An 891-nucleotide genomic window follows, 5' to 3' on the forward strand; every position below is an offset into this window, starting at 1 on the left:
GTTGCTCCGGGGTGGTTTTGCTCAGGCCGTGGAAGCTGCGCTTGCCCGCGTGGGCAGTGTGTTTCTGGATGCGGGCGAGGAGATCGAGCGCGGTGCGGGGGCTCGCCGCATGGCCCTTCGCCTTCAGCCGCATGCGCATGACGCGGTAGAGGACGAGCGCGAGGAAGCAGATCAGCGCGTGGGCCCGGATGCGGTCGGGCAGCCGGTGGTGGACCGGGGCGATCTCGATGTCGGACTTCAGCACCCGGAAGCCGCGCTCGATGTCGGCGAGCGCCTTGTAGCGCACGACGGCCTCGGCCGGCGTCAGGTCGGGAGCATTCGTCAGCAGCGCGAGCTTGCCGTCGAAGAGCTCGGCCTCGTGGATGGCGGTCTCGTCCAGCGACCAGCTGAAGCGGTCGGCGGTGAAGTCCGCCTTGAGGAAGCGCGTCAGCTCGGCCTCGGCGACCGCGCGGGTGAAGCGGCTGTAGGCGCCACGGTCGGAGGCCCGCCGGCCCCGGTCGCTTTGCCCAGCATCTTGTGCATCCAGCTTGCCGACCATGCGCTCGGCTAGGGCCTCAAGTTCGGCAATGTGGGCGTGGCGTTTCTCGGACTGCTCGGCTCCGCGCAGCGGATCGTGGGCCACGATCAGGCGGTGGCCGGCGAAGGCGGCCTCGGCGAGGCCCGCCTCGTCGAAGGCAAGGCCCCGGAAGGTCTCGACCAGCTCGCCATAGCGGCGGGCGGGGACGGCCAGGATGAACTCGAGCTTGCGGCCGCCCTGATCGGCGAGCGTGGTCAGGGCATCGATGTTGTCGAGGCTGAGGAGCCCACGGTCGGCGACCAGAACGATCCGCTCGATGGTAACCGCTCGGTTGGCACCGCGGTTGATCAGGCGGCCTCGGCCTGAGCGACGGC

1 protein-coding gene is annotated in these 891 nt (G+C 69.9%); it reads right to left on the reverse strand.

The genetic code is table 11. The features are described 5' to 3' along the window. The coding region (locus FG154_RS20575; protein WP_145112019.1) for an IS1634 family transposase at positions 1-891 on the reverse strand (891 nt) is incomplete at both ends.

Origin of the sequence: Cereibacter sediminicola (genome assembly GCF_007668225.1) — a bacterium.
GTDB lineage: Bacteria > Pseudomonadota > Alphaproteobacteria > Rhodobacterales > Rhodobacteraceae > Cereibacter_A > Cereibacter_A azotoformans.